Raw genomic sequence first — 25,924 nt, 5'->3', positions numbered from 1 at the left:
ACTAGATGGAACGTCATATTAATATTCTGGTTGTAGAGGATTCGGAGGATGATGCCATCCTCCTTTTACATGAACTGCACAAAAGCGGCTATCTGGTCTGTTTCGAGCGGGTAGAAACCCCACAGGGAATGTCAGAAGCCTTGGATCGTGGCGGTTGGGACATCATCATTGCCGACTACCTGATGCCGCAATTCAGTGCCCCTGCTGCTTTGATGATGGTGAAACGCTATGAACTCGACCTACCGTTCATCATCGTATCAGGTAAAATTGGGGAAGATACTGCCGTTGAGGCGTTGAAGGCGGGCGCACACGACTTCATCGTTAAAGGGAATCTCGCCAGGCTCGTTCCTGCCATTGAAAGGGAATTACGTGAGGCAATTGTCAGGCGCGAGCGCAAGAAAGCTGACGAGTCGCTCAGAAAGCTTTCAAGCGCTGTCGAGCAGACCGCTGACGCAGTCATTATCACCAGTCAGGAAGGGCGCATCGAGTATATCAATTCTGCGTTTGAACGTCTCACCGGCTACAGTTCTGCCGAGGTCATCGGCCGGACACCGCAATTTCTCAAATCCGGAGCACATCCCGAAGAGTTTTACCGAGATCTCTGGTCAACCATTCTAAATGGAGAGGTCTATCGCAGGGAGGTCGTCAATCGTAGAAAGAGTGGCGAGCTCTACTATCAGGAAGAGATCATCACCCCTATTCTTGACAGCAAGGGTGTCATTTCCCATTTTGTTTCTACTGGTCGAGATGTGACTGAACGAAAGAGGGCTGAAGAGAAAATATCCCATCAACTGCAGCGCCTGGCTGCACTTCGCGATATCGACAAGACGATCACTACCAGCCTGGACTTGAATGTTACCATATCAGTCATTATTGAACAGATTATGCGTCAACTGCATGTAGATGCAGCAATGGTTATGCAACTTGACAAGATCCGCCACCAGTTCGTACCGTTGGCTGCGAAAGGTTTTGTCAGTATTGCCACCTCTGCACTTACGGTGAAGGAGGGGGAAGGCTACCCTTCCATTGCATGTTCGGAAAAGCGCATCTATCATATGCCGTTCCTTGCCGATTGCAAATCGGTTGATGAACGGCTTGCCCATTTTTCGGCTGAAGAGGGTTTTGTATCATATTTCGCCGTCCCTTTGTTGAATAGTGGTGAAATTACGGGAATTCTTGAAATTTATCACCGATCACAGCTCAAGCCCGATGTGGAATGGCTCCACTTTCTCGAAACACTTGCAGAACAGGCAACCATAGCAATTGGGAATGCCACATTATTTGCCGATCTACAACGTTCGAACAATGAACTCGCATTGGCCTACGATACGACCTTGGAAGGGTGGTCGCACGCTCTTGACCTGCGCGATCAGGAAACTGAGGGGCATACGCAACGGGTAACCGAATTGACGATGCGCCTGGCAGGCATAATGGGCTACCCAGAGGAAGATATGATTCATCTGCGGCGCGGTGCCCTTTTGCACGATATTGGCAAGATGGGAATACCTGACAGCATACTCCTAAAACCAGGAGCCCTCTCTCCTGCTGAATGGGATATCATGCGTCGCCATCCCATCTATGCCTACGAGTTGCTCTCGCCCATCTCATTTCTTCGTTTCGCGTTGGACATCCCCCATTACCATCATGAGAAATGGGATGGGAGTGGCTATCCTCACGGGCTTCAGGGTGAAGACATCCCGCTGGCGGCACGCATATTTTCTGTCGTTGATGTCTGGGATGCCCTCTGTTCTGATCGCCCCTATCGCAAAGGGTGGCCCATGGATAAGGTGCTCCAGTACATTCGCGACAATGCCGGAGGTCACTTTGACCCTGCCGTTGTGGATGCCTTCCTTAATTTGTCTTTTTGATCCATCCCCCCTTGAGCTCTTTCTGTTGATTTCTGATACCGACATTGCAAATTTTCCTTGTTCAAACATCTAACATTCCTATCAGTAACACCTGATTACTGTAATTGCCTGTAATTACTTACAAATTCAACTAATCCTCAAAAACCATGCGCAGAGTTCAATCAACAAAAATGTCTGCACAAAATTAGCACGTTATGGTTTTAATGAATATTTACGCCGTAATAACAATACATTATATGAAATTATCATTGGTGCGTGCCATTTGGTATCACTGTTGAAATGGTGAAGAGCAGACACAGAAAGATATCAGGGGGGCACGACCATGGGATACCGATGCAAAATAGCGAGCGAGATGAATAATAATGACAGTTCGTTCAGAGTAATGGAAGTGGTCATGATGAGACGTGGCAGGGAAGGGGGGGAAAGCACCTCGAACCACTTGATCCTCGTCGACAATCACAATGAAACACTTAAATTCGTTCAGGAAAATATGGACGATTTTATCAACAACATAGTCGGGATGGATAAAATGACACGACAGAGCAAAAAAGTGGACGAAAGCGCCAAGCTCTTTGAAAAGAACCTCGATCCTCTCTTTTCTGTCATGACCGAGACGACCCAGGGGAATATCCTGGACAAGCTCTCTCTTTCCCTGAAGAAGGCACTGATCCTGATGGCCATGGACCGCTACCAAAGCAATCGTGATTCCGTCTGTAAGGCCTTGGGAATCAGCCCTGACAAACTGGACAGCGAAATGGCCCTGTGCGGCATTATTCGCAAGCGTCGGGCAAAAGCTGCCTGACGGTATTAATTATCCAGCCCCCCTATGAGGTCATGCACCATGCATGGCCTTTTTTATTGCGACAAAGACTTTTCAATTGATGGTGATGCATGTTAGTATGCAGCAAAAAACAAGGACTTGCGACATGTATAAATTGAAAATCATCACATCTTTTGCCGCTGCACACAATCTCATGCATTACCAGGGAGAATGTGAAAACCTCCATGGTCATAATTGGAAGGTTGAAGTCATGGTCGCTGCCAAAAAACTGGACAAGGCAGGGCTCGGCATCGATTTCAAGGTACTCAAGGCAGAAACGATCTCCCTTCTGAAGACCCTTGATCACAAGTATCTCAACGAACTCACTCCATTCATGGAGCTGTCCCCTTCATCGGAAAATATTGCCCGCTATCTTTATTATGCGCTTGGTGAACGGTTGAATGACGACAACATCGCGATTGACATGGTGACCGTCTGGGAATCGGATTTTGCTGCAGCCAGCTACTATGAGTAACAAGCGTGCCGATCTGGTCGAAATGTTTTCATCGGTCCAGGGTGAAGGAATTCTGGTGGGCCGGCGTCAGCTATTCCTCCGTTTTTCCGGTTGTAATTTGAACTGCAGCTACTGTGACACTCCATTACTGCCTCAACCAACCTGCAGAATTGAGGAATCTCCAGGAGGGAATTTCGTCGACATTCCCAATCCCGTGGCTCTCGATACAATCGCGTCCTATCTCAAGACCTGGCTGCACGATTATCCCAGGCTGCATCACTCCCTGAGCATTACCGGCGGTGAGCCTCTGCTGAATGCAGATCTGCTTTCCGACTGGCTTCCGCTGCTGCATGAGTTTCTGCCCGTTTTCCTGGAAACAAACGGGACCTTGCCCGAAGCACTTGGCAGAATCATAAACAACCTCGATTATATCAGCATGGATATCAAGATCCCTTCGACATCCGGGTATACGGAACTCTGGGAACTGCATCGCGACTTCCTGGCTCTGGCCGTAGCGACAACCTGCTATGTAAAGACTGTTGTATCGCTTGAAACCAGCGCCCACGAGATTGAGCAGGTCTGTAACCTTATTGCGACCGCCGGAAACGATATCCCCTTGATCCTGCAGCCGGTGACCAGCCAAGTCAGTATGCCGCATATGGGGCGGTATCTTCTCGAACTACAGTCACAAGCCAGCAGAACTCTGACGGATGTCCGCATTATCCCGCAACTCCACACATTTTTGCAGGTACTCTGAAAGGTTCTCGTGATGATCATTGAAGAAATGACCATGAAAGAGTTCGAGGAGGGGCTTGCCCGTACCAGAACGGTCATTATCCCGTTTGGTTCCGTAGAGGAGCATGGAAGTCACCTGCCACTCTCCACCGATACCATCCAGGCATATGAGGTGGCAAAAAAGGCTGCTCTGATAGTGCCACTGTTTGTTGCACCGCCGATTCATTATGGCAACTGTCGTTCCACGGCGACCCATCCGGGTACCGTTTCTATCACCACCGCAACGCTCAAGGCACTCTTGAAGGATATCGTCAGCTCATTTCGTACTCAGAAGCTGCATAATTTCATTATACTGACCGGACACGCAGGAGGTGCACACCGCATGGCACTGCAGGATGCTGGCGAAGAGCTGATCGCACAGTTTGACGACATATCAATCGCAGTCATCACCGAGTATGATCTGGCCAAGAATGAAGGGGCCCAACTCATCGAGACACCAGGCGATTCACATGCCGGTGAGATAGAAACCTCACGGATTCTCCATACGCATCCGCATTTGGTAAAAGGGAGTTCTCCTGAAGAATATCCGACATTTCCTGTCGGCCTTTTGGTGCGCAACAAGCGAAAATACTGGCCTAACGGCGTCTGGGGCGATCCTGGCAAGGCGTCTGCAGAGAAAGGCAAACAGATCGAAACGCTGGTGGTGTCAAAAATAGTCGAATTGGTAAAAGATCTCGAATCGTTAGAAGATTAAACATTCATTGACTGTGAAATCTGTATAGATTACAATTTTGAGGGGATAGATATTATTGTCTATCTTCCATAAGGGGTCCCCGGTTGTTGAACTGGAAACAGGGATGCAATCGGGGATTTATTTTATCATCACCCCATACTTACCCCTTCTTCGACACAAGAAAATCCCTCACAGGCCAAATTTGAAATCATCATCTGTAAGACCGCACCAGACTGGGGTTTGTGGTTCACGCCACAATAAGTCACAATAAGTGGCGCAAAATATCCGCGAGTAGTGGTGGAATTCATTTCTGGAGGGAGCACGGTTGGAAGCCACAACAAGAAACGTCCCACAGATTGTCATGCTGCTTGCAACTTTACATAATATATCTTATGGGACGTAATCGATTGATGCAAAGGGGGCATGGAGGCCCCCTGAGATTGGTTGTCTTATTTATTCCTGAGATCGATGACTCTCGATGCCTTTCCTTCGAAGCGAGGGATACTGCTCGGCTCAACGAGCTTTACGATGACGCCAACCCCGATGACCGACTCGATTCGGTTTTCCACTTTTTCCAGGAATGCCCGCTGCATCTTCATCTCATCGAAGAAGATATTTTCCGTTACCTCGATCTGCACTTCGAGGCTGTCAAGTGCACCTTTGCGTTCTACGACCAATTGATAATGCGGTTCACATCCTTCGATCGCAATCAGGACTTCCTCGATCTGTGAGGGATAGACATTGACTCCCTTGATGATCAGCATGTCGTCGCTTCGCCCCATGGTCTTTTTCATCCGGACCATGGTTCGTCCGCAGGCGCAGGGTTCGTAGATTAGACTGGTGATATCCCTGGTTCGATAGCGAATCATGGGGACAGCCTCTTTGGTGAGCGTCGTGAGAACCAGTTCGCCAACGCTTCCGGGAGGAAGCACCTTGCCGGTTTCAGGGTCGATGATCTCCGGTATGAACGTATCCTCGAAAATGTGCATGCCGCATTTGTGGCGGCATTCTCCGGCAACGCCCGGACCGATGATTTCTGACAATCCATAGTTGTCGGTAGCGCTGATACAGAGTTTCGACTCGATCTCATTGCGCATTGCTTCAGACCACGGTTCAGCGCCAAATAAGCCAACTTTTAATGAGAGCCCCTTCGGGTCAATCCCGAGTTTTTCCATTCTGTCAGCAATGGTTATGGCATAGCTGGGTGTGCAGACGAGCACGCTCGATTTGTAATCCTGCATGATCATGATCTGCTTTTCTGTGTTGCCGCCTCCCATCGGAATGACCGATGCACCAATATTTTCCGCGCCGTAATGGAGGCCGAACGCACCGGTAAACATGCCATAGCCGAAGGCGATCTGCACCACGTCCTCACAGGTAACGCCGGCAGCGGTCATGAATCGGGCAACCAGGTTGGCCCATGTTTTGATGTCGTTTTTTGTATAGCCAACGACCGTCGGCTTTCCCGTGGTCCCGGACGATGAGTGGATGCGCACTACCTCACGTAGCGGAACAGCAAACATGCCGTAGGGATAGCTGAGGCGCAGATCCTCCTTGGTCGTGAAAGGGAGATTTGCCAAGTCGGTCAAGGACTGAATGTCGTCGGGGTCGATCCCCTGCTCGTTGAATTTGGTGCGGTAGCAGGTTACATTCTTATACGCTCGATGCAAGGTTGCCTGAAGACGTTCGAGCTGCAGCTGTTCCAGTTCTTCCCTCGGCATGCATTCATGGTGGCGATCCCAGATTTCCATAACTCGTTTCTCCATCAACGCTCCCAAATTCCCTTCTTTTCCTTCCCGAGGTAGGCGCGTTGTACTTCCTTATTTTCCAATAGCTCCGATGATACTCCTTCGAGTATTACTTTACCTGTTTCCAAGACATAACCGCGATCAGCCATTTTCAGGGCTGCTTTGGCGTTCTGCTCAACCAAAAGAACGGTTGTCCCTTCATCCTTGCGCAACCGTTCAATAACGTTGAATATTTCCTGAACAACCAAAGGCGCCAATCCCATTGACGGTTCGTCGAGTAACAGCAGCTTGGGCTTGGCCATGAGCGCCCTGCCGATTGCCAGCATTTGCTGCTCGCCCCCGGACAGGGTTCCTGCCATCTGTTTCCTCCGCTCTTCCAAACGCGGGAAGAGTTCGTAGATATGACGCATGTCCTGGCGAATAAGATCCTTTCCCTCACGTCCCCTGAAGCGGAGATAGGCACCCATCTCGAGATTGTCGGCCACGGTCAGCCCTTTAAAGACCTGTCGCCCCTCCGGTACCTGCGAGATCCCGATCTTGACGACCCTGTCTGGGGCCATGCCAGCGATCGGTTGGCCGAGAAGCTGGATGATACTCCCCCCCTCCGGAGGACAGACTCCGGAGAGTGTATTCAGCATCGTTGTCTTGCCGGCCCCGTTTGCACCGATCAGCGCCACGATCTCACCCTGGTCGAGATGCAGGGTGACATTTTTCAAGGCATGTACTTTCCCATAATAGGTATTTACGTTTTTTACCTTGAGCACGCTCCCCTACCCTTCACCCAGATAGGCAGCTATCACTGCCGGATTTTCCTGAATCTCGCGCGGTGTTCCCTCGGCGAGTTTCTCGCCAAGATTGAGCACTACGATCCGGTCGCAGATATCCATGACGAGCTCCATGTCATGTTCCACCAATACCACTGTCACTCCTGTATCGCGGATCTTCCTGATGAGACCGGCGAGTTCGGAGGTTTCCCGATTGTTGAGTCCAGCAGCCGGTTCGTCCATCAGCATGATGCGGGGCTCGACTGCCATGGCCCTGGCAATCTCCAGCAATCGGCCTTTGCCAAAGGGGAGACTGCCAGCGGTATGATCGGCAAGATCGCTGATGCCGCAAAATGCCAGCCATTCTTGCGCACGTTTGCGGATATGTCGTTCTTCCCGCATGTGCCAGGGCATTTTCCCCATACAGGAGATGATGCCGCAGGAACTGCGGGTATGCAGGCCGACCATGACATTTTCCAGGACGGTCATACTGCCGAACAGCTCAATATTCTGGAAAGTCCGCACCAATCCGCGCTGCGCCAGCTTTTCGGCCGGGACATGGGAAATATCGGTTTCAGCGAGGAAAACCTGTCCGGCTGTCTGAGCATAGATGCCGGTGATAATGTTGAAGAGGGTGGTTTTCCCCGCACCATTGGGACCGATGACGCCCGTGATATCTCCCTTTTCAACCGTAAAGGAGATATTTAGCAGAGCATTAATGCCACCGAAACGCTGGGTTATGCCTCGTACCTCAAGCATGGGCAGCAGGACTCCTCTTCAATTTTCCCCATATTGAGGAAAGCAGCGCGGGGATTCCCTGCACCAGACCACCGGGCATGTACATCGTCATAATTATGAGCAACAGGCCATAAACAACGATATCGAAATCCTGGAAAGTACGCAGGATCTCGGGGAGAACCGTCAACAGTGCAGCACCCAGAAGAGATCCATAGATGCTGGCCAGGCCACCGATGATGACCATGGTGACCAGCTCGACGGAAAAGTTGAACCCGAATGAGGCTGGTGCGATGAACGTCATGGTGTGGGCGTACAGGCTGCCTGCAACTGCGGAGATACCAGCGGAAAGCGCGAATATCTGTACCTTCAAGAGCCGTGCGTTGACCCCCATGACGCGTGCCGCGACTTCGGAATCGTGGATAGCCCGCAGTGCCCTCCCGATACGTGAATGAACGAGATTGAGGGCAAGTCCCATGCAGATGAGGGTTGCTGTCCAGATCAGGTAATAGTTTTTGATATCGCTGTCAAAGGTGATGCCGGCAATACTCAGGTTGGGGATGCCCGATAGGCCGGAAGGGCCGCCGGTCTGATCCACCGCCTCGTTGAAGACGATGTAGATGATGATCCCGAGGCCCAGCGTGGCCATGGCCAGATAGTGCCCCTTGAGCTTGAGGATGGGGAACCCGACCAGAAACGCCATGAGCGTGACCGTGGTGGCAGCGATTGCCATGGCCAGCCAGGGGTCGATGCCGTGGTTGGCCGTGAGAACCCCTGAGATATAGGCACCGAGTCCGAAGAAACCGGCGTGGCCGAGCGAGATCTGTCCTGCGTAACCGAGCAGCAGATTCAACGCCAGCGCCAGCATGGTGTGGATGCCGACAAAAACCAGGACGTTCAGCAGATACCCTTCGCTAACTGAGAGGGGGGCCACAAGGACCACGACGACCAGCAGCAGGAATTTGATGATTTCGCGATTCATGCTCCCCCCTAGACCCGTTCTGTCTGGGCTCGGCCGAACAGTCCCTGCGGCCGGATGACCAATATGAGGAGGAGAATGATAAAGGCGATGGCGTCCTTGTATCCGGAGGAAACGAGACCGGCTCCGAGCGATTCCAAGATACCGAGAAGCAAGCCGCCGAGCACCGTACCAACACCACCGGACAAGCCGCCGATGATTGCGGCGCAGAATCCCTTGAGCCCTAGCATTATGCCGACGTCATACGAGGTCATGGTGAGGGGAGCGACGATGATTCCGGCCAGGGACCCGAGCGTGGCACTGATGGCAAAGGAAAACATAACCATTCTTCTCACATCGATGCCGACCAGACCGGCAGCGCGCCGGTTTGCCGCACATGCGCGCATCGCCTTGCCGGTGATGCTGTACTGGAAAAAGAGCTTGTTGCCGATGATGGCAATGGCCGTCAGGCCGAAGATCCAGAGATTTTGGGGAAGTATGGTTGCAGAGCCGATCATCAGTGGCTCACTCCCTGAAAATGACGGGAGGGCATGGGTATCCTTCCCCCAGACCAGCATGGCTATGCCGCGGATGAGGATACTGCCGCCGATGGTGATGATGATCAGGCTGAGCGGAGTCGGCGATTTGAGCGGCCTGATGGTGAGGCGCTCGAACAGGATACCTGCTGCAGTAGCGGCAGCCACGGCCAGGATGATAGCCAATGGCAGAGGCAGTTTGCAGACGTTGAGGAAGAAGAGCGTAAACATCCCGCCCAGCATGACCAGTTCACCCTGGGCAAAATTGATGATTTCAGTGGTGTTGTAGATGATGGCGAATCCGATGCCGATGAGGGCATAGATGGCGCCTGTGGATAGGCCTGAAACCAGATACTGCGCTATTTGATCGGAAAGTTCCATGGAGCTCTGCTTCAGACACACAGGCGCCCCGCCGGCTGGCCCGGCGAGGCGCCTGTCCTGTCAACTGTAGAATATTATTATTTAACCAGTGCCCAATCCTTGTTTTTTACTTCGACAAGTACAAAGGCATCCTTGCTCAGACCGGCATGATCCGCTGCGGAATAGGTAAAAATTCCACCGATGCCGGCAAAATTGACTGTCCGCTCCAACTGGTCCCTGATAGCAGCCGGTGAATCCCCGCCCCTCTCGATGGCTCCTTTGAGAAGCATGACCGCATCCCAGGCATGGCCGCCAAAGTGGTCACCTTCTGCCCGGTAATGCTTCTGGTAATCCTTGACAAAGGCGATGAGACTCTTTTTCTGCTTGTCCTTCGCAGGGAGGACATCGGAAACAATTACCCTGCCCGAAGGGAGAATAATACCGTCAGCCGCATCGCCTGCCAGTTCGATGAATTTCTTCGAGGAGACGCCGTGACTCATGAAGAGCGGCAACTTGATGCCGAGCTGCTTGACGTTCTTGGCAATGACCGCAGGCCCCGGATTGGTGCCCCAGCAGATGATGGCCTGGGCTTGACTGCCCCTGATCTTGGTCAACTGGGCGGTCATGTCGGTATCCTTGGGTCCATAGGTGTCATCGACCACGATCTGGATACCGTACCGTGCTGCATTGGCCTTCAACTGCTCGCGGCCCGAAGAGCCGAATCCGTCAGAAACCGTGAGGATGGCTATCCTGCTGATCTTTTTCCGGTTGAGATACTCGTAGATCTTGGCTACGGCAAGGCCATCGTTCTGAGCTGTCTTGAAAACCCATTTCTTGACCGGGTCGGTTATCTTGCTGCCGGCAGCGCAGGAAATAAGCGGTACCCGCTCCTTTTCCGCAACAGGGATGACTGCCATCGTCTCACCCGTGGTGCTGGGGCCGATAATTGCAACTACCTTGTCTTCCTTGATGAGGCGGTTGGCTGCCTGAACCGCCTTGGTTGCATCTCCCTGGGTGTCATAGACCACCAGCTCAAGTTTCCGCCCTTTGATGCCCCCCCGCGCATTGATCTCGTCCACCACCATCTTGGCGGTATTACGCTCGGGTTCGCCCAGAAAAGATGGAGGACCGCTTACGGAGAAGAGAGCGCCGATCTTGATAGTCCCCGTACTGGCACCGCAGATACTCGCCCAGACGAGCAACAGCAGCGCTATAGTCGTTGTTTGCAGAAAACGCTTCATTCGTATTCCCCCTTACTTGGCGATTTCCCAGTCGCCTTTGACGATTCGCACCATCTCGAAGGCAGACAGATCGAGTCCATTGTGGTTTGACGGCGACATGGTGAAGATGCCGGAAACTGAAACGAGTTTTTTGATCCCTTCCAAAGCGTCACGCAGCTGATCAGGCGTTGCTGCCCCTTTCTTTGCCGCTTCGGCGATCATTAGGAAGGCATCGTAGGCATAGCCGCCGAAAGTAGAGGCTTCAACATTGTAATTCTTCCGGTAGGACTGGTCGTACTCTTTGAGAAGCTTGAATTGCGGATCGTTGTGTTTGAGCTTGTCGAAAATGGCCAGCTTGCCTGCCGGGAGTATGACTCCTTCGGCATTCTCGGCGCCGGCCAGTTCGATATACTTTTTCGAGGCAACACCATGACTCTGGTAGAGTGGCGTTTTAATCCCCAACTGCTTGACATTACGGGTAACAATGGCAGGTCCCGGATTGGTACCCCAGCAGATTATCGCGTCGGCCTTACTGCCTCTGATCTTGGTCAACTGGGCAGTCATGTCCGTGTCCTTGGGTCCATAGGTCTCATCGGCAACAACAGTAATTCCCTTTTTCCTGGCAAGGTCCTTCAACTGTTCACGTCCAGAAGATCCAAAACCGTCGGTGACGGTGAGGAGAGCAACATTTTTCTGTTTCCTGCCCAGCATGTAATTGAAGATCTTTTCCGCTGCCACATGATCATTGGCCGGGGTCTTGAAAACGTATTTCTTCACCGGCTCGGTAATCTTGACGCCGGCGGCGCAAGAGATAAGCGGTATCTTCTCCTTTTCGGCAACCGGGATCACTGCCATGGTCTCACCGGTGGTGCTGGGGCCGACGATGACCTTTACCTTGTCGTTCTTGATGAGTTTGGTGGCCAGTTGAACCGCCTTGGTGGCATCTCCCTGGGTATCGTATACCACCAGCTCGAGCTTACGCCCTTTGATGCCCCCTTTTGTATTGGCCTCTTTCACCAGCATTTCGAGTGTGTTCCGCTCGGGTTCTCCCAGGAATGAAGCCGGTCCGGTAACGGAAAACAGGGCGCCAATCCTGATCGGCTCAAGCGCCAGCGCCGGCAGTGCGTACAACAGACCTACCAGAACGACTACGGCAATCCTCAATCTCTCCATAATTACCCCCCCTGGCAAAATGAACGCTCTAGATACCGTAGAGTCGCTCTCCTTCAAGCATATTGAACCCTTTGGCCGCAAGGACGGCAATGGCCTTTTCCGTCTCATCGAAACGGAAGATGATGACGGCATTGGACCCGCATCGCTCGACAAAGGCATACATGTATTCCACGTTGATTGTCTCGCTGTCCAATACCTGCAGGATACTCGCCAGCCCGCCCGGCTGATCCGGCACCTCGACAGCGACAACAACGGTTTTGTTGACGGTGAACCCCTTCCCCTTGAGAGCGGCCATGGCCTTATCCCGGTCATTGACGATCAGACGCAGGATCCCGAAATCAGAGGTGTCGGCCAGGGAGAGAGCGCGGATGTTGACCCCGGCATCTCCGAGAATCTTGCTCACCTCTGCCAGACGTCCCGACTTGTTTTCGATGAAAATGGAAATCTGTTCGACCATCATAGGTGTGGACTCCTTATCTGTTGCTGCCACGCGATTGCATAGGGAGTTTCTTGGGAAAAATGCGGGCTACAGAGCTCGCTTATCAATGACCCTTTGGGCCTTCCCTTCGCTCCGTTGGATCGTTTTCGGTTCCACGAGTTTAACGGTACAGGTCACGCCCAGCATATCCTTGATCTCTTTCTCGATCCGCTTGGAAAGCCCTTGCAGGACCTTGATCTCATCGGAGAAAATCTGCTCGTCAACCTCCACCTGGACTTCAAGCGTATCAAGGTTCTCTTTCCGGTCGACGATGAGCAGATAGTGCGGTTCAACCCCCTCGATACGGACCAGAATGGATTCGATCTGCGACGGGAAGACATTGACGCCGCGGATGATCATCATGTCATCGGAACGTCCGCTCATGCGGGCGATCCGCGCATGGGTCCTGCCGCAAACGCATGGTTCGTAGGTGATGCTGGTGATGTCCCTGGTGCGATACCGGATCAGCGGGATGCCCTGCTTGGTGATGGTGGTTATCACCAACTCCCCTTTTTCGCCTTCAGCGACCCGCTCGCCTGTTTCAGGGTTGATGATCTCGGGGATGAAATGGTCCTCCCAGATGTGGAGCCCGCATTTCCCTTCAAAACACTCCTGGGCTACCCCCGGCCCCATGATTTCAGAGAGACCATAGATATCGAGAGCGGTCAGATTGAGTTTCGCCTCTATCTCACTACGCATCGACTCGGACCAGGGTTCAGCGCCGAAGATACCGACCCTCAGCTTCAGATTCCTGAAATCGACCCCTCCCGCCTTTGCCTCTTCAGCCAGGAACAGTGAATACGAGGGTGTGCAGGTGAGAACGGTGGAACTGAAATCCTCCATGATCATGATCTGCCGTTTGGTATTGCCACCGGAGATCGGGATCACAGAAGCGCCGAGTTGCTCGGCGCCGTAATGGGCCCCGAGACCACCGGTGAACAGGCCGTAACCGTAGGCATTATGGATGATATCCCCCTTGTGCACACTTGCGGTTACGAGTGAGCGAGCCATGAGATCGGCCCAGTTCGAGATATCCTTCCGGGTGTAGCCGACAACGGTCGGCTTGCCGGTGGTGCCTGACGAGGCATGGATACGAACGATTTCCTCCATCGGAACGGCAAACAGTCCATAGGGATAGGAATCACGCATGTTCTGCTTCGTGGTGAACGGAAGTCGCTGCAGGTCTTCAAGTGATGTTATGGTGTCAGGCCGGATACCGGCAGAATCGTAGGCAGTGCGATAAAACGGTACGTTATTGTACACCCTCTCTACTGCCGATTTCAGCCTCATCAGTTGGAGAGCTTCCAGGGCGGTTCGGGGAAGGGTTTCGAATTCCTCGTTGAAATAGGTAGTCATCTTCCGTCTCCTAAAGCGAGCGTCCCAACTGAAAAGCCTTGAGGTTGACAGGCAGCGCCTTTTTCGGCACCATCTTCTCCAACGCCTTCTGCCAGACCCCATCGGCGATATCGAGGTACTGTGCAACGGCGCCCAGCAGAACGGTGTTGGCAGCCCGCGGATCGCCGGCCTCTGCTGCCAGTTTCAGGCCGTCAATCAGCTGGAAGTTGCTGAAACGGGCATTGATCTTTTCGGCAAGCCCTTCGGGATAGGTCTCCTGGCCGAGGAGAACCGCCGGCGGCGGAATGCGGAAATCGTTTACCACAACCCGCGCTCCCGGCTTGAGGAGTGAAAGGCAGCGGTAGGTTTCCAGCAATTCAAAACCGAACAGGATGTCGCCCTCTCCTTCGGGAACAACGGGTGAGAAGACCTCTGTACCGAAGCGGACATGGGAGACGACGCTGCCGCCTCGCTGGGACATGCCATGGATCTCGCTCTTCTTCACATCGAATCCGGCGAGCATGAAGGCTTCGGCAAGTATCTCCGAGGCGAGCAGGATCCCCTGCCCCCCCACGCCAACCAGCAGAATATTGGTTACCGGTTTGTTCATTTCGTTCCCCCTGCCCGGTGGATAGCGTCGAATTTACAGAGCTGCTGACAGAGGGTACAGCCGGTGCAGAGCTGTGGGTCGATGCTCGCTTTCCCTTTGGGCCCATCAAGAGCCGGGAGCCATTCAATGGCCGGACAGCCGATGCGCAGACACGCCCTGCAGCCGGTGCAGGCATCGGAGTCGACCTCCAGGACCGGGCTCCTGTCGAACCTTCCCTCCCCTTTGATAAGACAACAGGGGCGATTGGTAACCACTACCGACGGTTCGGGCCGGGCCATCTCCTCGGCCAGAACAGAGCGCGTCGCTTCCAGGTCGTAGGGATCGACGACCCTGACATGGCGAATCCCCAGTGTGCGGCAGAGAGCGGGGATGTTCACCTCGGGAGCTTCGATCCCTGTCAGGGTATATCCGGAAGCGGGGTTCTCCTGACGCCCCGTCATGGCAGTGATGCGGTTGTCCAGGATGATCACGGTTGCGGGCGCCTGGTTGTAGGCCATTTCCATGAGAGAGTTGACGCCGGTGTGCAGGAACGTGGAATCCCCGATCACTGCCACGACCCGCTGCTGCTCTTCTCGGGGGAGCGCCCTGACAATACCCGACGCAGTGCTGATAGAGGCTCCCATGCAGACACAGGTATCCATGGCGTTGAGCGGAGGCATGAAGCCGAGGGTATAACAGCCGATATCGCCGGTCACATAGGCGTTGGCACGGCTGAGGAGATGGAAGACTCCCCGGTGCGGGCAACCGGGACACATGTTGGGTGGCCGGGGCGGGAGTTTTTCCTGGGCAGGTTGCTGCGCGTCAATCGTTTTGGTAATGATACCTGCCCGGGCGAATGCTTCGCGAATACGGCCGGGAGAGAGTTCCCCGCAGAGCGAAATGACCTCCTTGCCGGTAACGGCAATCCCCATGGCACTGACCTGCTCCTCGATAAAGGGGTCCAACTCCTCGACAACGAAGAGTCGTTCGACCTTGGCGGCAAACTCGCGGATCAGGTTCTTGGGCAACGGGTGGACCATGCCGAGCTTCAGGGTCGCTGCCTCGGGCAGGGCCTCGCGCACGTACTGATACGTCACCCCAGTACAGATGATCCCCATGGCAGCAGAACGGTAGTCGGCCCGGTTTATGGACCAGGAGTCGCCATACTCGCTGAGCCTGACGGTGCGTTCTTCGACCAGTGGATGCCTGACCCGGGCATTGCCCGGCAGCATGACCAGCTTGGCAGGATTCTTGACCAGTTTCGGCTCGGGCAGCCCCTTGACCGGCTCGCCCAGTTCGACGATCGATTTTCCATGTGATATGCGGGTACAACTGCGGATCATGACCGGTGTATCGAATTGCTCGGACAGCTCGAATGCGAGGCGGGTAAATTCCTTGCATTCCTGAGAGTCGGCCGGCTCCAGCATGGGGATCTTGGCAAACTTGGCGTAATTCCGGCTGTCCTGCTCATTCTGGGAAGAGTGCATCTCAGGGTCATCGGCAGCGACCAGCACGAGCCCACCGCCGACACCGGTATAGGATAGGGTGAAGAGAGGGTCGGCAGCCACGTTGACCCCGACATGCTTCATGCAGGCAATGGCTCGGCCCCCTCCAAACGAGGCACCGATAGCCACTTCCAGGGCAACCTTTTCATTCGGTGCCCAGGAGGCATTAATGGAAGGATATTTAATTATGTTTTCGAGTATTTCGGTGGAAGGAGTGCCCGGATAGGCGCTTGCCACCCGAACACCTGCCTCGAACGCGCCGCGCGCGATCGCTTCATTCCCGGATAAAATTTCCGTACTCAATGGATCTCCCTTGAAACAAAATAAGGGGGGGTGCCCCCTTGCTGGACCGCAACTATACTCGATTGAGGCGGTTCCTGTCAACTGCAATTAAAACGGGATTCTACAGGGTTATGGTCGATGAATGTTGACAACGGACAATGGTGGGCTAGTCTTGCTTGAAAAAACAGGGAGGTCGTCATGCGGACAATGAGAGTGCTTGGAACGGCAGTTGTGCTCTTTTTCGGGGTGGTTATCACTGATGCCGGGGCAGAAGAATCGGTGGATAAAGGGCGGGAACTCTTTAACAGCACGGCGCTGGGGAAGAACGGCAAGAGCTGCGCAGCCTGTCATCCCGGTGGGAAAAAACTGGAATGGGCGGCAACGTTCGATGATGAGAAGCTTGCCGGCATCATCAACCGGTGCATCAAGCAGGCGCTCAAGGGAAATCCGCTCCCTGCCGATTCGGATGAGCTGAAGTCCCTGGTGCTCTATCTCAAGACCTTTGCCGGACCGGGCAACTGACAAACCTGTTACGGTCGGTACTTTTCCCAGGCCGAGAGAAGTACCCCTTCCAGCAGCCCGAAGTCGGAGACCGTGAGGGTTTGGCTGCCGAACAGTTCCAGACTTTTGAGAGTAACGAGTGTCCCGGCGATGATCAGGTCCTCCCGCCCCGGTTCCATGCCCGGAACCTGAAGACGCTCCGCAGGCGTCAGCGGGAGCAGCCGGCGTAATATGGTTTCTATCTCGCCACGCTGGATGGTGTAATTGTTGACCTTCCGATAATCGTAATCGAGCATCCCCATGCTGATTGCTGCCAGGGTGGTGGCCGTTCCCGCTGTCCCCACCACTCTGGCTCCCTCTGCCAGCGGTAACAGTCCTTCCTGCATCAACGCCTCTTTCAGGGAGCGTAGTTCTCGTCCGATCTTGTCGTTCATGGCGTCTATCGTAGACTTGCCTTCGGTGAGCCGTACCACGCCGATCGGGAGACTCCGGGAAAAGAGCAGTTCCCTGTTCCGGGCGATAGTGTATTCGGTGCTGCCTCCCCCCACATCGAACACCGCAATATGTTGCGGAATCGGGTCCAGACCGGCAAGAACACCCTGCAGGGTCAACATCCCCTCGTTCTGACCATCGATCACCTCCAGGGTTATCCCGGTGGACTCCATTACCTGGCGACAAAACTCCGCACCATTGACTGCGTCGCGAACGGCGCTCGTGGCAACTGCCCTGATGCGCAGCACGTCATGCTGCCTGAGCTCGCGGCTGAATTCTGCAAGCGCGGTCAGAGTCCTTTCCCGCGCTTCCGGTGAGATCCCCGTCTCACGGCTGAAGCCACCACCGAGCCTCGTGATCCGCCGCACGACGGTATGTGGAAGAACCCTCCCCTCTTCGCACGTCCCGATGAGCAGACGGGCGGTATTAGTGCCAAGGTCGATGGCCGCAACAGGCTCAAGCATGTTCACTGCCCCTTCCGAGCTTGATGATGCTGAAGGCGTATTCCGCAACCTTGTCAAAGGCTGCAATAATGTCGCTGAAGACCACGCCTGCCATTACCGTACATTTCCCGTCAGTAAGCCGCTGCACATGATTTGCATGCATGACCTCCTGCAGCCGGTCGATTTCATCCTTAAGAGCCCTCGCATCGGTAAGTATCGTTTCATTGACGTCTTCGGGTGAACCGAGCGCCAGGTGAACAAGATCCCCGATGCGTACTGCCAGATTTTTCAACTCGGCAAGCGCCGTGCTGGAGAAAATGACCTTGTTTTCCTTTTTCTTGATCAGGCATTTGATGATTACTTCGTTCTGATCGCCCATATGCTCCAGGGTATTCACCGTGCTCAATATTGCGGGGATGCCCAGAGCCATTTCAGTAGACAGGGGTTGGCGGGAAAGTTTTGCCAGAAAACCGGAGATCTCCCGCTGGAGCACGTCCAGGGCCTCTTCCTTTTTGTTGATGCGCAGTGTCCGTTTTGCATCGAATCGGAAAAACTGTTCCACCACGTCATCATACATGGAGGCAGCGATATCCGACATTCGGCGCAATTCGTTTCTGAGCTGCAGCATGGCAAGGGATGGCGTATTGATGACCCGATCGTCGATGAACTTGCAGTTCGCTTCGAATTCCAGACCTTTTTCCCTCCCCGGCAGGATGACCTTGGCCGATCTGACGAAGAACCCGAGGGGGGGCAGGAACAGGACTATGCTCAGGACACTGAAGAGGGTATGGCTGTTGGCGAGCAGGCGCGCCGCAGCGCCAGCTGCTGCAGGCGCTGCGGTATCGGAAACACCTGGGGTGATGTAATGGACCAGATTCTGGAAGGACTGGGGAAAGAGCAGCACCAGGATTATGGCGGCGATATTGATGAGAAAATAGATGACCACCATTCGCTTGGCGGCAAGAGTCCCGCTGATAGTGGCGATGGCTGCGATTGCCGTGGTTCCCAGCACTTCACCGATCACCATGTGAAAGCCATAGTCGTATTTCACCAGACCGCTTCCGGTCATGGCGATAACGATGCCGACGGCAGCGCTTCCGGATTGCAGCATGAAAGCAAAGAGCGCCCCGAGAAGTATCGCGGCAATGCGCCAGGGGAAATGGGAATCACCTATACCAAAGCCGATAGCCCGTTCCGTCAAGGGGACGAACCCCATCTCCATCGTGTGTAAACCCAGAAAGACGAGACCGGCGCCGAGAAGCATTTCCCCGGCATATACCCAGCGCCGTCTGCGGCAGAAGAACTTGAGGATTGCCCCGACAAAGATCAGCGGCTGGGAGGCAATGGACACCTTGAAGGCAATGAACTGGACGGCAAGGGTGGTGCCGATACCGGTGCCGAGCATGACCCCAAGCGCCTGGTACAGCGAGACAAGTCCGGCATTGACGAACCCCACCAAAAGGATTGCCGCTGCACTGCTCGATTGCAGGGATGCTGAAAGGCAACTGCCGACAAATGCGGAACTGAGACGAGTACTGGCCAGTCTCTCCAGAAAGCGGCGAATACCTTCGCCGGCAAGTCTCTGGAGCCCCTCGGACATGGATTTCATGCCAAGGATGAACAGACCCAGCCCCCCGAGCGCCTCCCAGAGGGATGCGTAAGACATGGGATTCTCCGGTTATTTTAAGATCTTGAATGGAAAAACGAAATCAGCTGGGGCCGATTTTGACGTCCCTTTCTTGTAGAAAAGGAGGCTGACCTCTTTCTTTCCCTGAAGATCGATGCGGAAGTAAAGGAGTCCGGCAACTTTGGCCTTGGGGATAATGACACCGACAGGGAGCGCCTTGGTGTAGATATCCTGGGGGTACAACTCGTAGAAATAGGGACGATCTGTGGTAAAACGGTTCTGAAACGAGGCTCTTTCATAATCTTCAAGATAATAGAACCCGACATAGGGATAGGGAATCAGGTAATAGGTATTTTTTGCCACGATATCCTTGACCTTTTCCGGTGTCAGGGACGAATACTGCATGCCATCATTATCCTTGAGGAGAAATGAATCGGCGCCGATAGCGAGCTCATGGTCTGTCTGGTTATCTACGACAACCTTGAACGAGGCGACAGATCCTTCGAGATTGTAGGATAGTATCTCGGCATCGCCGCTCCTGACGGTAATCGAGATGTTATCGCGGTTTATGGTCTGGGACTTTTCCTTGTCGTTGACGATTCCATTTGCCACCGGTTCCGGGATCACCTGAAACGAAGAACATCCGGCCACGAGCAAGACTGATACGAAAATCGCTAAGTATCTGATGATCATTGATCCCTCCCGAAATCGATCTGAAAACTACTTTATGATACCAGATCGGCAGGTAAACAGAATCCATTGGATGATGAACCGTCAGTTATCGAAAAAATCGAGCGGATAGGTTGAAAACCTGACTTTGGGTCGATCAGCGGGGCTAGCGCCGCCATTTTCCCAGACGGATATATAGTACTCGAAGCGCAGATTGTGCCTGCCGGAAAGGTACTGTTGCGCCTGCTCGGCAAGGGCATAGGCCCTTTTGATGTGGTCTTCCTTGCCCCGTCCCTTCTGGGCCGGGAAATGAGCTTCGATCAGGATCGGGGAATCAGCCGGGAGCTGCCGGAGTCTGGGGACAAGCGAGTCGAGTTCACCCCTCATCAACTGGTCCAGCGGCTGGTCCGCCCCTTCAGCATGCGCCACGCCTACCAGTTCGGCGCCGCGTGGCAGATTTGAATCCGCGTCTTCTGCAGCCCAGAGGGAAACCGTGACGAGCGACAGCAAAAAAGACAGCAGTACGCATGCAAACGGCCTCATTCCTTATCCCCACGTTTTATGAAGAGTATCTCGAAACGCCGGTTCATTCTGCGGCCCGGCTCGGTTGCATTGTCCGCAATCTGCTTGGCGTTTCCCATCCCCCGCACGAAGATGCGACCGGGGTCTACCCCCTCGCGTGTAATCAGATAACTGGCGACTTCGATGGCCCGACGCAGCGAAAGGTCTGCGTTGTACTTTTGCGAACCAACGCCATCGGTATAGCCATCTATCCGGAGATATGCCCAGGTCTTGTCGGAGCGGATCTGATCGGCAACCCCGGCCAGCAGTCTCTTTGCCTCGACGGTGAGTTCAGACCGCCCTTGTTGGAAGTACCCCACAACATCAGGGAAGCGGAATTTGCGATAGGCAACAAGTCTCTCCTCGGTCGGAGGTGGTGTTGCCGCAGCGGACTCGCGCATCTCGCCCTTGAGGTCGAATCCGTATGTGGGCGGGTTCTCCGCGGTGACGGTCCCGTTCCCGAGAGCTGCATCGGGTCTCCCCGGCGGAGGAATCACTGGACGGCTCTGTGATACCTGGGGAGGAAGGATGATCTGCCCATACGTATGAATGACGACCTCTTCCCGATCAGCATCGAGGGGCACCTCGATTTTGCTGACCGGTTCGGCAGGAGCAGGTGTCTTTACAAGCTTGGGCGAAATAGGGATGATCTTTACCGGTTTGATGTCGGCCTTTTTGGCGGCTTCCTCTTCGGCCAGGATCTCACTGGCCAGCTTTGGCACAGGCTTGATGTAGGCTCCGAGCCCTGAAGACGTGGATATGCCGAAAAGGAATCGCCAGTCAGGACTGAGATCGCTCAGCCCGGCACCACCGGCAAGCGAAAAGGTGAGATAGGGGGAGAGATGGTACTGGATGCCGAGGTTCGCTTCCATGGGGCCGTCATCCTGCAGGCTCTGGCGATAGCGACTGCCGAACAGCTCCGCAGTTACCCTCGATCGTGGGGTTACCGCCAGTTCCACGCCGCCGCCGAAGAGAATCTCGTCATCGATAAGCTTGCGGCTCATGTAGCCGCTATAGGCGTGTACCCCATAGTTCTCCGTCTTATAGGTCACGAACAGGCGACCGCCATAATCGGTAGAACCGTCCCGATAGAGGTTATCCGAAATCCGACGCTGCAGCATGATATCGGCAGCTGCCTTGAAATTCGAGCTCCGCGTACCGTAGAAACGGATTTTGGTCCCCACGTCAGCGGTATTCCGGTCGGAAGAATCTTCTTCCCCGTTAAACAGCAGATTTGGGTACGTGCCGTAAACTTCCCAGAAAGAACCGATCCCCAGAGTAATGACGGCGGGGACAACAAAAGCCTTATCGGTTTTCGATTTCGTCAGGTTCCCCCAAACGCCTACGGCAACATTTCCCATATCGAGTGTTTCTGCAGTCGGCACGGAAATGAGGCCTGTAGGCCCTGTTTGGGTGGGCGTTGCAAAGGCTGGGGTGACAGACACGAGTGCCGCCACTGAAAAGAAAAGCGATGCGGATAAATAATTCATGTGTGGTATTGGATGCTTTGGCACGAGACAAAAGGCATGGGCATATATAACAGATTATCGGCACATTTTGAAGCAAAATTAATAATTATCCGTGCTCCACCAACAGATGTCCTGGAGTTTCACCCCCCTCCGCCACCCACAATGCTAAGCCATATGACGTAGTTTTTGATTAATATGTCGCTATTTCGCTGTCAGCTTTTTGCGACACGCTCTTTGAGTTCCTTGCCGACTTTGAAGAAAGGAAGCTTTTTGGGTTTCACATCGATGGATTCACCGGTTTTCGGATTTCTCCCTGTATAGGATTTGTAGCTGTTGACAACGAAACTGCCAAACCCGCGAATTTCAATACGATCACCGTCCATCATGGCATCGGCCATGGCATCGAAAATGGTATTGACGATCTCTTCGGCCTTTTTGTAGGAAAGCCCCTTTCGCGCTGCCAACTCCTCAATCAGTTCTGACTTGTTCATTCTACCACTCCTTTCAACAGGGTGAATATTAAGGTCATTGCAAGTTTAACAACAACCTTTGAGATATCGCTTTGCAAGTGCCTGGGCATCCCCTCCCCGGCCCATTGATTCGAGGATGGGTATCGCCCTTTCCGCAGCTGCACGAGCCGCAGAAGGATAACCGAGTGCCTGCAGGCATCGGTCAAGAGCCGCATCGCTCTGTCCGAGGGCCAAGAGGACATCAGCAAGCATCAGGCTTGCCTGGTCGGGCAGGTGCCCATCGGCGATCATACCCTCCAGTATGGGCACCGCTTCCGGTACCCTTCCCGTCTCGATAACCAGTTGAACCAGGGTGAGGAGACAAAGTGCGTTCTGCGGGTTCAGACTGAGAGCTCGCCTGAGCAGGGATTCGCATTCCTTGAAGCGTCCCTCCTGGAAGGTAATGAGCGCAAGCTCGTAATTGAGGATGTCGCTCTCGCCCTGAACCGATAATTTATGAAAGATTTCCAACCCTTCTGCGATCCGGCCATCATGAACGGCCGTATATGCATATGCAAATTCCTCTCCCAATTGACGGTAGCGATCAGGGAGGTCGCCGGGCAGGGGGTGGATGAGAAGCTCGAAACGATCATTCAATGAGAGAAAATCAATCGGTGCTTCAACATCTTGCGGAAGTTGATCATGGGTAGAGCCACAACCGCTACATGAATGGTTTTTCATCGTAATTGAAGGGGGTTGGGGTTCTTTCTGAACCATCCGACTCAACAATTGCCGGGCATTTCCCCGGATTGTTTCGTCATCTGCCTGACCCAAGGCCAAGTCGACATGCTCTTTCGCCTTTTGCGGGTCTCCCAGGTGCATGGCATGCTCGGCCTCAACCAGGTTGAGTTTCGCAAGCTCGTTGCCGGCTGCCCGCAACTGTTGTTGCAGGTAGCTTTTTTGCTCCGCTGCATCCGTTGCCCCCTCCTTGAGTCTGTTCAGGGCCTCTTCATATTCATGTCGAGCTTCGGCAAATCGATTTTCGGCGAACAGGCGATCACCTCGTTCCTGGAAATGGCCGGAATCCTTTTTGAACAATTTAAACAGCATCACTCTTCTCCTTGGTTGGTTGTGGGATGTCTGGAATCAGGAACGCTCAAGCAGCGTTACACTTTCTATGTGGAATGATTGGGGAAACATGTCGAGTGGGGTTGCTTTTGCAACACGGAAGCCATTTTCCATAAGAATTGCCACATCTCGGGCGAGCGTGACCGGATTGCATGAGACATAGACGAGCCGTTGCGGCTGCAAGAGCGGTAACTGGTGCATGAGCTGGAGCGCCCCGCTTCGCGGCGGGTCCAGCACGATGACGTCGAATGTTTCCCCGAGCTGGATCAGACGACGGATTTCGGCATCTGCGTCGGCACAGACAAACGAGACATTGCCGACTCCATTGTCAGCAGCATTTCTCCGGGCATCGGCAATGGAGGGCTCATACTCCTCGACCCCTACAACATTCCGGGCTGAGGATGCCAGCGGCAGGGTAAGGTTGCCGTTGCCGCAAAACAGGTCCAGGACCCGCTCTTGGCCGGAGAGTCCGGCACCTTCCATGGTCAGCCTGACAAGATTGAGGTTCTGCTGGTAGTGGACCTGGCTGAATCCCCCTCTGCTGAACGCCATGAGCAGATGCGGCATGCCGGTTGTGAGCCCCGCCGGGACGGAATAGGTCAATTGGTCGATTCCCTTAATGAGCTGCAGACTCTCTTTTCTGCCGGTCTGAAGCCAGATGCCCCCGGCCGAGGGGAACTCTGCCAGGTTATCGGCCAGAAAAGAGGCGATATTTTTCGAATCATGACCGATGTAATGGACGATGACAATGCTCTCGCCACTATCGCTCACGGTCAAGTCCACCTGGGGAATCCGTTCCGGTTCAGGGGAACGGGAGAGAAGCGGATGTAACTCGCCAATCAGGTCATTGATGCGTGGATGGGCAATGGCACACGATCCGGGGATCGGAATAACAAAATGCGAGCCGCTGCGATAGAAACCCATCAGTAGCCGGTTATCGATCCAGCGCAGCTTGATCTGGACCCGTGACCGATACGACCAGGGGGAATCCGCGCCGAAGATCGGGGCACACGCCTCTCGCCCGACCCGGGCAAATCGCCAGAGCTGTTCCGCGAACAATAGCTCCTTCCACTGCAGCTGGTTTGCGTAGGAAAGGTGCTGCAATGCGCAGCCGCCGCATTGGCCGAAAACCGGGCAGACCGGCTCGATGCGATCTGGCGACGGCTCCATCACGCTCAAAAGCTCTGCTTCGATATAGGAGCTCTTTTCCTTGATGACCCGGCCTCTGACCCGGTCGCCGGGCGCCGCAAACGGCATGAAACAGGCCTTGCCCTCCAGATGGCCGAATCCTGCACCGCCAAAGGCGATCTTTTCGATGCACAGTTCTATCTCGCGTCTCATCGGCTGGCCGGTCCTCTGCCTCGTTGAGATGCCTTGAGCCGGGTTTCCAGCTCTTTCCTGACAACGCCGGCAGGGAATGCTGCCGAATCGAGATACGAGCACGCCGTTGCCAGAAATGTTTCGATGAGAACGTTTCTGGTTTCGACCAGATCTTTCTCGCGTACCCCCATCTGACCGATGTCCTTTCTGTAGAGTACCGTCGGGCCGAGCGTGCTGACGGCATGTTCGTACGTTGCCTTGTCGGCGAAAAAATCGGGTTGCAGGTCGATGGTGCAGGTGGCTTCGACCCGTGCCTGGAAGTAGCCTCCGTAGTAATGGCGGCTCAAGTCCGTGAAACGAAGGAGCAGTCCGTTGTTCAGGGCTACCTCGCGCAGTACTTCACTCATATGTCCTACCTCCGTACTCATGAAAGATACTACTCTAACCAGATTACCAAAATGTGTAAAGCGGGTTTCAGGTCCAGGTGCTACCCGAAGGTAGGCGATCAATTCCGGCTTGCAATTTTAAGGCATTCTTAGTAGAGTAAACCTCGCCGTCACCGGCATATACCAGTATTCACCGGCAAGGAGTGCTCCATGAGCAAAGAAGAAGCCATTGAAGTCGAAGGGACCGTCATTGAACCGCTCCCGAACGCCATGTTTCGGGTCAAGCTGGAAAATGACCACATTGTCCTTGCCCATATCTCCGGCAAGATGCGTAAATATTTCATCAAGATCCTTCCCGGCGACAAGGTGACCGTTGAGCTTTCCCCCTACGACCTTTCCAGGGGCCGTATCACGTACCGCGTCAAATAGCCGGATCTGCCGCATTCGCAGCCGCTGACTCCAGCGGCGCCTGCCCTGTCGGGCGATCTTCCCTCCCCCCTCATTTTTTCCAGCAACACAGAGAACTTCCGGTGCTCTGCCTCTGCGTACTCCCAGATTTCTCTTCACATACGGGGCGATTTCGGCT

27 protein-coding genes are annotated in these 25,924 nt (G+C 54.0%); 7 read left to right on the top strand and 20 right to left on the bottom strand.

Translation table 11 applies throughout. The annotated features are described in order from the left end of the window. Window positions 1-5 precede the first annotated feature (5 nt). From GJT30_02095 to GJT30_02075, 5 genes are all read left to right on the top strand, one after another. Window positions 6-1,868: a PAS domain S-box protein gene (locus tag GJT30_02095; GenBank protein ID MSM38404.1), complete on the top strand. Its 1,863-nt coding sequence runs from the start codon at window positions 6-8 to the stop codon at window positions 1,866-1,868. Window positions 1,869-2,190: 322 nt separating this feature from the next. After that, entirely contained in the window at window positions 2,191-2,670 is a 480-nt protein-coding gene (locus GJT30_02090; GenBank protein MSM38403.1) for a hypothetical protein, read from the top strand. A 124-nt stretch (window positions 2,671-2,794) separates the two neighbouring features. Beyond that, window positions 2,795-3,163 carry a 6-carboxytetrahydropterin synthase QueD gene (gene queD, locus GJT30_02085; protein ID MSM38402.1) on the top strand — a complete coding sequence of 123 codons (369 nt, stop codon included), beginning with the start codon at window positions 2,795-2,797 and terminating at the stop codon, window positions 3,161-3,163. Next, window positions 3,156-3,899: a radical SAM protein gene (locus GJT30_02080; protein ID MSM38401.1), complete on the top strand. Its 744-nt coding sequence runs from the start codon at window positions 3,156-3,158 to the stop codon at window positions 3,897-3,899. The genes queD and GJT30_02080 overlap by 8 nt, the downstream gene beginning before the upstream one ends. Window positions 3,900-3,911: 12 nt before the next feature. Then, complete coding sequence (locus GJT30_02075; protein MSM38400.1) at window positions 3,912-4,631, top strand: creatininase family protein; 720 nt, start codon at window positions 3,912-3,914, stop codon at window positions 4,629-4,631. A 428-nt stretch (window positions 4,632-5,059) separates the two neighbouring features. Here the strand turns inward: GJT30_02075 and GJT30_02070 are convergent, their stop codons facing one another. The 11 genes from GJT30_02070 to iorA form a co-directional block, all read right to left on the bottom strand. Beyond that, entirely contained in the window at window positions 5,060-6,361 is a 1,302-nt protein-coding gene (locus GJT30_02070) for an AMP-binding protein (protein MSM38399.1), read from the bottom strand. Window positions 6,362-6,375: 14 nt separating this feature from the next. Continuing rightward, window positions 6,376-7,122 carry an ATP-binding cassette domain-containing protein gene (locus tag GJT30_02065; protein MSM38398.1) on the bottom strand — a complete coding sequence of 249 codons (747 nt, stop codon included), beginning with the start codon at window positions 7,120-7,122 and terminating at the stop codon, window positions 6,376-6,378. Window positions 7,123-7,128: 6 nt separating this feature from the next. Beyond that, window positions 7,129-7,881 (bottom strand): ATP-binding cassette domain-containing protein, encoded by a 753-nt coding sequence (locus tag GJT30_02060; protein MSM38397.1) that lies wholly within the window; start codon window positions 7,879-7,881, stop codon window positions 7,129-7,131. Further along, window positions 7,874-8,839: a branched-chain amino acid ABC transporter permease gene (locus tag GJT30_02055; protein ID MSM38396.1), complete on the bottom strand. Its 966-nt coding sequence runs from the start codon at window positions 8,837-8,839 to the stop codon at window positions 7,874-7,876. The genes GJT30_02060 and GJT30_02055 overlap by 8 nt, the downstream gene beginning before the upstream one ends. Window positions 8,840-8,847: 8 nt before the next feature. Continuing rightward, window positions 8,848-9,732, bottom strand: coding sequence for a branched-chain amino acid ABC transporter permease (locus GJT30_02050; GenBank protein MSM38395.1), 885 nt, complete (start codon window positions 9,730-9,732; stop codon window positions 8,848-8,850). Between the two features lie 77 nt (window positions 9,733-9,809). Then, window positions 9,810-10,952, bottom strand: a complete 1,143-nt coding sequence (locus GJT30_02045; protein MSM38394.1) for an ABC transporter substrate-binding protein — start codon at window positions 10,950-10,952, stop codon at window positions 9,810-9,812. A gap of 12 nt (window positions 10,953-10,964) precedes the next feature. Further along, on the bottom strand, window positions 10,965-12,104 hold the full coding sequence (locus GJT30_02040; GenBank protein MSM38393.1) for an ABC transporter substrate-binding protein: 1,140 nt from the start codon (window positions 12,102-12,104) through the stop codon (window positions 10,965-10,967). A 28-nt stretch (window positions 12,105-12,132) separates the two neighbouring features. Continuing rightward, window positions 12,133-12,564 carry an ACT domain-containing protein gene (locus tag GJT30_02035; GenBank protein MSM38392.1) on the bottom strand — a complete coding sequence of 144 codons (432 nt, stop codon included), beginning with the start codon at window positions 12,562-12,564 and terminating at the stop codon, window positions 12,133-12,135. Between the two features lie 66 nt (window positions 12,565-12,630). Next, window positions 12,631-13,938 (bottom strand): AMP-binding protein, encoded by a 1,308-nt coding sequence (locus GJT30_02030; GenBank protein ID MSM38391.1) that lies wholly within the window; start codon window positions 13,936-13,938, stop codon window positions 12,631-12,633. 10 nt (window positions 13,939-13,948) lie between these two features. Next, entirely contained in the window at window positions 13,949-14,527 is a 579-nt protein-coding gene (locus GJT30_02025) for an indolepyruvate oxidoreductase subunit beta (protein ID MSM38390.1), read from the bottom strand. Then, on the bottom strand, window positions 14,524-16,314 hold the full coding sequence (gene iorA / locus GJT30_02020) for an indolepyruvate ferredoxin oxidoreductase subunit alpha (protein ID MSM38389.1): 1,791 nt from the start codon (window positions 16,312-16,314) through the stop codon (window positions 14,524-14,526). Before iorA ends, GJT30_02025 begins: the two co-directional genes overlap by 4 nt. 231 nt (window positions 16,315-16,545) lie before the next feature. Between iorA and GJT30_02015 the strand changes: the two genes are divergently transcribed. Next, entirely contained in the window at window positions 16,546-16,815 is a 270-nt protein-coding gene (locus tag GJT30_02015; GenBank protein ID MSM38388.1) for a cytochrome C, read from the top strand. Between the two features lie 8 nt (window positions 16,816-16,823). Here GJT30_02015 and GJT30_02010 read toward each other — a convergent pair whose 3' ends face one another. The 9 genes from GJT30_02010 to GJT30_01970 all read right to left on the bottom strand — a co-directional run bounded on the left by GJT30_02010 (window position 16,824) and on the right by GJT30_01970 (window position 25,359). After that, complete coding sequence (locus GJT30_02010; protein ID MSM38387.1) at window positions 16,824-17,750, bottom strand: exopolyphosphatase; 927 nt, start codon at window positions 17,748-17,750, stop codon at window positions 16,824-16,826. Next, window positions 17,743-19,395 (bottom strand): Na/Pi cotransporter family protein, encoded by a 1,653-nt coding sequence (locus tag GJT30_02005; GenBank protein ID MSM38386.1) that lies wholly within the window; start codon window positions 19,393-19,395, stop codon window positions 17,743-17,745. Before GJT30_02005 ends, GJT30_02010 begins: the two co-directional genes overlap by 8 nt. A 12-nt stretch (window positions 19,396-19,407) precedes the next feature. After that, a complete protein-coding gene (locus GJT30_02000; protein ID MSM38385.1) occupies window positions 19,408-20,049 on the bottom strand; it encodes a hypothetical protein in 642 nt (213 codons plus the stop codon). An 81-nt stretch (window positions 20,050-20,130) separates the two neighbouring features. Next, window positions 20,131-20,568, bottom strand: coding sequence for a hypothetical protein (locus GJT30_01995; GenBank protein MSM38384.1), 438 nt, complete (start codon window positions 20,566-20,568; stop codon window positions 20,131-20,133). After that, window positions 20,565-22,076, bottom strand: coding sequence for an OmpA family protein (locus GJT30_01990; protein MSM38383.1), 1,512 nt, complete (start codon window positions 22,074-22,076; stop codon window positions 20,565-20,567). Before GJT30_01990 ends, GJT30_01995 begins: the two co-directional genes overlap by 4 nt. Window positions 22,077-22,267: 191 nt before the next feature. After that, window positions 22,268-22,546 carry an integration host factor subunit beta gene (locus GJT30_01985; protein MSM38382.1) on the bottom strand — a complete coding sequence of 93 codons (279 nt, stop codon included), beginning with the start codon at window positions 22,544-22,546 and terminating at the stop codon, window positions 22,268-22,270. Between the two features lie 45 nt (window positions 22,547-22,591). After that, a complete protein-coding gene (locus GJT30_01980) occupies window positions 22,592-23,617 on the bottom strand; it encodes a tetratricopeptide repeat protein (protein ID MSM38381.1) in 1,026 nt (341 codons plus the stop codon). A 33-nt stretch (window positions 23,618-23,650) separates the two neighbouring features. After that, window positions 23,651-24,973, bottom strand: a complete 1,323-nt coding sequence (gene rlmD / locus GJT30_01975) for a 23S rRNA (uracil(1939)-C(5))-methyltransferase RlmD (GenBank protein ID MSM38380.1) — start codon at window positions 24,971-24,973, stop codon at window positions 23,651-23,653. Beyond that, window positions 24,970-25,359 (bottom strand): hypothetical protein, encoded by a 390-nt coding sequence (locus tag GJT30_01970; protein MSM38379.1) that lies wholly within the window; start codon window positions 25,357-25,359, stop codon window positions 24,970-24,972. Before GJT30_01970 ends, rlmD begins: the two co-directional genes overlap by 4 nt. Window positions 25,360-25,548: 189 nt before the next feature. Between GJT30_01970 and infA the strand changes: the two genes are divergently transcribed. Beyond that, window positions 25,549-25,767 carry a translation initiation factor IF-1 gene (gene infA, locus GJT30_01965; protein ID MSM38378.1) on the top strand — a complete coding sequence of 73 codons (219 nt, stop codon included), beginning with the start codon at window positions 25,549-25,551 and terminating at the stop codon, window positions 25,765-25,767. Window positions 25,768-25,924: the final 157 nt, after the last annotated feature.

The organism is Geobacter sp. (assembly GCA_009684525.1).
Classification (GTDB): Bacteria; Desulfobacterota; Desulfuromonadia; order Geobacterales; family DSM-12255; genus Geoanaerobacter.
This window is presented reverse-complemented; position numbering and strand designations above follow the sequence as displayed.